Genomic DNA, 4,297 nt, shown 5'->3' with positions numbered 1-4,297 from the left:
GTTGCCGCCGCCCGCCGCAGCCGCCGCGGCGGCCTCACGTTCGCGTCGCGCCTTCTCCTCGGCCTCGCGCGCCGCGACACCCGCCTGGTACTGCGCGACCGTGGTGGCCGTGGTGTCCTTGAGGGCCGCGAGCTGCGCCTGCATGGTCTCCAGGTTCGCCGACTGCTCGTCGAGCGCGGCCTGCGCGGCCTCCGCGGCCTGCTGTGCCGCCTCCATCTTCTGCTCGGCGACCTGCTGCAGCCGGTCGCGCTCATCACGGGCGACCGCGGCCTGGTCGCTCAGCGACTGGGCGGCGTTGCGCGCCGCGACGGCGTTGTCGTACACCGACTGGTTGTACTGCAGGAACTTGTCCATCGTGCCGAGCCGCGACAGCAGCTGGTCGGCGCTCGCACCGGAGCCGGCGAAGAACAGCTGCAGCGAGGTGTCGTCTCCGCCGCTGCGGTACAGCTGCGCCGCGATCTGTCCGGCCTTCTTCGCGGAGGACTCGGCGAGCGCGGACTGCTCATCGGCCTCCGCCTGGAGGTTGTCCGCCTCGGTGATCGCCGCGAAGTAGGCCTGCTGGGCGGCGTAGAACTCGTCCGACGCGACCTGCGCCGCCGCCTGCGTCTCCGCGACCTTGCGGGTGAGCGACTGGATCAGCCCCTCGATGCGCGAGACCTCGGCCGCTTTGGCTGCCTCGTTGTTCTTTGCCCGCTGCACGTCGTCCCAGCTCGGATAGGTCGCGGCGTACGCGGCCGACACCCCGGTGCCCACGCCGAACGCGGCGAGCGCGACCACGCCGAGCGCCCCGAGCCCGAAGGCGCCGCGGCGGCTGACGTTCACCCGCCACAGCGACTCGCGCTCGGCGGGGGTCGGGGCGCACCCGCAGTCCTCCGCCGCCGTCTCGGCCGCCGTCTGCGGGGTTCGCTGCTTCACGGGGTGCGTCTCCTTCTCTTCCGGTCCGCCTCCGGCGCCGCGCGCACGTCGATGCGCTCTCGGTCGGGTCCGGTCCCGTCCATGCTGACCCCGGTCGACGCGCCCGGCCGCCTGCGACACGGCGCACGCGCCAGGTCGGGGCGTCGTCGGCGCGTCGCGGACCCCGCGCCCTAACGCGTCGCGCCGCACGGCCGACAGTCCCTCCCGACAGCCCAGGACGGGCCGTCTGTTCTCCGTCTCCGGACGGAGCGAGCCTTCCAGGATGGAGCCCATGATCGTCCTCACGCGCCTGAACCGCACCCGGTTCGCGGTGAACCCCGACCTGATCGAACGTGTGCAGGCCACGCCCGACACGACACTGATCATGGTCGACGGCGCGACCTTCGTCGTCACGGAGACGATGGACGACGTGATCGCCCGCATCACCCGCTTCCGCGCGGGAGTGCTCGCCACCGCCGCCGCCCTCGTCGCCACGGACACCGTCGACACGGACACCGTCGACACGGCCGCCGCCGGGACGGAGGCCTGATGGATCCGTCGCTCATCCTCGGTCTGGTCCTCGCGTTCGGGGCCCTGATCGCCATGATCAACCTCGAGGGCGCGACCATCGGCTCGCTGCTCCTGCCCGCCCCGATGGTGCTCGTGTTCGGCGCGACCATCGCCGTGGGTCTCGCCAGCGGCACGCTGCGCGACGCCCTGCACGCCGTGAAGTCGCTCCCCCGGGCTTTCCGCGGCGAGCGCCGCACCGCGCAGAGCATGATCGACACGGTCGTCGGCTACGCCGAGAAGGCCAGGTCGGAGGGGCTGCTCGCCCTCGAGCAGGGCCTCGACGAGGAGAAGGACCCGTTCCTCCGGCAGGCACTGCAGAGCATCGCCGACGGCACGGACGCGGAAGACCTTCGGGTGCTGCTGGAGGACGAGCTGACCTCGACCGCCGCCCGCAACCGCACGGCCTCGCGCTTCTACATGACGCTGGGCGGCTTCGCCCCCACGGTCGGCATCATCGGCACGGTCGTGTCGCTGACGCACGTGCTGGAGAAGCTCGACAAGCCCGACACGCTCGGCCCGATGATCGCGGCCGCGTTCGTCGCGACGCTGTGGGGCCTGCTGTCGGCCAACTTCATCTGGCTCCCGATCGGCGGACGCCTGCAGCGCCTGGGCGAGCTGGAGCTGGAGCGCATGACCGTGCTGATGGAGGGCATGCTGGCGATCCAGGCGGGCGCCGCACCGCAGCTGGTGCGGGAGCGCCTCGGCGCGCTGGTGTCCGACCGGTCCGGCGGACGCTCGCGCCGCACCGAGCAGCCCGCACCCGCGGAGGACGCCGAGGACCTGTTCTCATGAGCGTGCGCGCACGCCGCCGCGTGACCGAGTCCGAGCACAGCGGACCGGACGAGCGCTGGATGGCGTCGTACCTCGACATGGTCACGGTGCTGATGTGCATGTTCATCGTGCTGTTCGCGATGTCGACCGTCGACCAGGAGAAGTTCGAGGCGCTGAGCGCGTCGCTCGCCACCGGCTTCGGGCAGGAGCCCTCCGAGGACATCGACGCGGTCACCGGTGTCGTGGTGCCGCCCGAGCTGGTGGACGAGAAGGGCCAGGACTTCGCCGACACCGAGGCCGCGGCGGCGCAGCAGGAGTTCGACGAGCTGTCGGCGCTGCGCGACCGGCTGCGGCAGGTGCTCGCCGAGCGCGGCCTCGAAGCCGACGTGACCTTCACGATCGACGAGCGCGGCCTCACGATCGGCCTGGTGAGCGCCGAGACGTTCTTCACCACCAACAGCACCGCGCTGAGCCCCGCCGCCACGCAGGTGCTCGACGCGCTGGGATCGGTGCTGGTCACGACGCCCAACGAGATCTCGGTCGAGGGCCACGCGGACGCCCGGGGCTCCGTCGCGCCGTTCCCGACGAACTGGGAGCTGTCGGCCGGGCGCTCGACCCAGGTGCTGCGCTACCTGGTGGAGTCGGCCGGCCTGCCGCCCGCGCACCTGAAGTCGGTGGGCTTCGGCGACACCCGTCCCGTGGTCGCCGGCAGCACCCCGGAGCAGCTGGCCGAGAACCGCCGCGTCGACATCGTGGTCCTCTCCGATGCGAGCGAGGAGGTGCGAGCGCTGCTCCCCGCCGCGGGCGCGGCGCAGACCTCCCCCTGACCCCTCCCTAACGCACGCCCTCCGCCGCCCGATAGTCGGGTACGTGGTGAGGGATGACGGTGCGCGCTCCGCGGTGCGCGCACGCACGGCGACAGCGACCGCCGAGGTCGAGGTGTACGACTTCGGCCGTGCGGCGACGCTGTCGCGCGAGCACGCGCGCACGCTCGAGCTCGCGTTCGAGACGTTCGCCAGGCAGTGGTCGGCGCAGCTGTCCGGCCGGATCCACGTGCGCGCGACCATCGCGGTCGAGCACGTCGGGATGCTCACCTACGGCGAGTACGCGCAGTCGCTGCCGACCACCACGACCATGATCGTGTGCGCCCTGCCCGACTCCGACGAGCGGATGATCCTGCAGGTGCCGACCTCCACCGCCACCTCGTGGATCGTGCAGATGGTGGGAGGGCGCTCGACCGCGACGGTCGACGACCGCACCTTCACGCCGATCGAGCAGGCGCTGCTGCGCTCCCTCGTGACGGAGGCCACGGAGCACCTCGCGGCCGCGCTCGACGGCCTGCTGCCCACCGGTGTCACCGTCGCCGGGATCCAGTACAGCTCACAGTTCGCGCAGGTCGCGGCCGCCGGGGAGCCGGTGATCGTGGCGCGACTGTCGATGCGGCATGGCGGGCGCACGGTGCCGGCGAGCATCATGCTGCCCGCGTCCGTGCTGTCCGGGTTCGCCGTGCGCGAGGCCCTCACCGACCGTGCGGAGACCCCGGGCCTCGTGCGCCGCCAGGTCGAGGCCGCGCCCGTCGAGGTCGCGCTGCGCCTCGCGCCCCGCTCGGTCCTGCCGCGCGAGGTGCTCGACCTCGCGGTCGGCGACCTCCTCGCCCTCCCCCACTCCGCCGACCGGCCGCTGCTGCTCACGGTCGGCGATCAGACCGTCGCGACGGCCGCGGTCGGCAGCTCCGGCGCGCGCCTCGCGTGCGTCGTCACCACCACCGTCCCCGCATCCGCCCCCGCCGCCCAGGAGTCCGCGTGACCAGCACCACCGCTTACGAATCCGCCGTCGCCGCCGCTTTCGCCGCCCGGCTCCCCACGGCAGCGCCCGTCACCGCACGGGCGTCGCAGGCCTCCGGCGACACCGGCGACGCGGTCGTCGTGCAGTTCGTCGGCGAAGCCGGAGCCCAGCTCGCCGTGCAGCTGCTCGACCCCGACGCGCTGATCGACGGCCTGGCGGGACGGCCCGTCGCCGACCGGCTGCTCGACGCGCTGGAGGCGGCCGTGACCGCCCTGGG

Annotated in this window: 5 protein-coding genes and 1 pseudogene; 5 read left to right on the top strand and 1 reads right to left on the bottom strand. The window is 73.1% G+C overall.

Going from position 1 to position 4,297, the window contains the following annotated elements:
• The coding region (locus tag DW299_RS09975; RefSeq protein WP_240745373.1) for a coiled-coil domain-containing protein at positions 1–915 on the bottom strand (915 nt) is incomplete at its 3' end.
• A 271-nt stretch (positions 916–1,186) separates the two neighbouring features.
• Between DW299_RS09975 and DW299_RS09970 the strand changes: the two genes are divergently transcribed.
• From DW299_RS09970 to DW299_RS09950, 5 genes and pseudogenes are all read left to right on the top strand, one after another.
• Positions 1,187–1,444 carry a flagellar FlbD family protein gene (locus tag DW299_RS09970; RefSeq protein ID WP_136031176.1) on the top strand — a complete coding sequence of 86 codons (258 nt, stop codon included), beginning with the start codon at positions 1,187–1,189 and terminating at the stop codon, positions 1,442–1,444.
• A complete protein-coding gene (locus tag DW299_RS09965; RefSeq protein WP_136031174.1) occupies positions 1,444–2,256 on the top strand; it encodes a motility protein A in 813 nt (270 codons plus the stop codon). Before DW299_RS09970 ends, DW299_RS09965 begins: the two co-directional genes overlap by 1 nt.
• On the top strand, positions 2,253–3,062 hold the full coding sequence (locus DW299_RS09960; RefSeq protein WP_136031172.1) for an OmpA/MotB family protein: 810 nt from the start codon (positions 2,253–2,255) through the stop codon (positions 3,060–3,062). The genes DW299_RS09965 and DW299_RS09960 overlap by 4 nt, the downstream gene beginning before the upstream one ends.
• Before the next feature lie 43 nt (positions 3,063–3,105).
• Positions 3,106–4,041 carry a flagellar motor switch protein FliM gene (locus tag DW299_RS09955; protein WP_205814364.1) on the top strand — a complete coding sequence of 312 codons (936 nt, stop codon included), beginning with the start codon at positions 3,106–3,108 and terminating at the stop codon, positions 4,039–4,041.
• Positions 4,038–4,297: pseudogene (locus DW299_RS09950) on the top strand (hypothetical protein); the annotation flags it as partial. The gene DW299_RS09955 and the pseudogene DW299_RS09950, both read left to right, overlap by 4 nt.

It is taken from the genome of Microbacterium sp. K35, from assembly GCF_004794375.1.
Lineage (GTDB): Bacteria > Actinomycetota > Actinomycetes > Actinomycetales > Microbacteriaceae > Microbacterium > Microbacterium sufflavum.
This window is presented reverse-complemented; position numbering and strand designations above follow the sequence as displayed.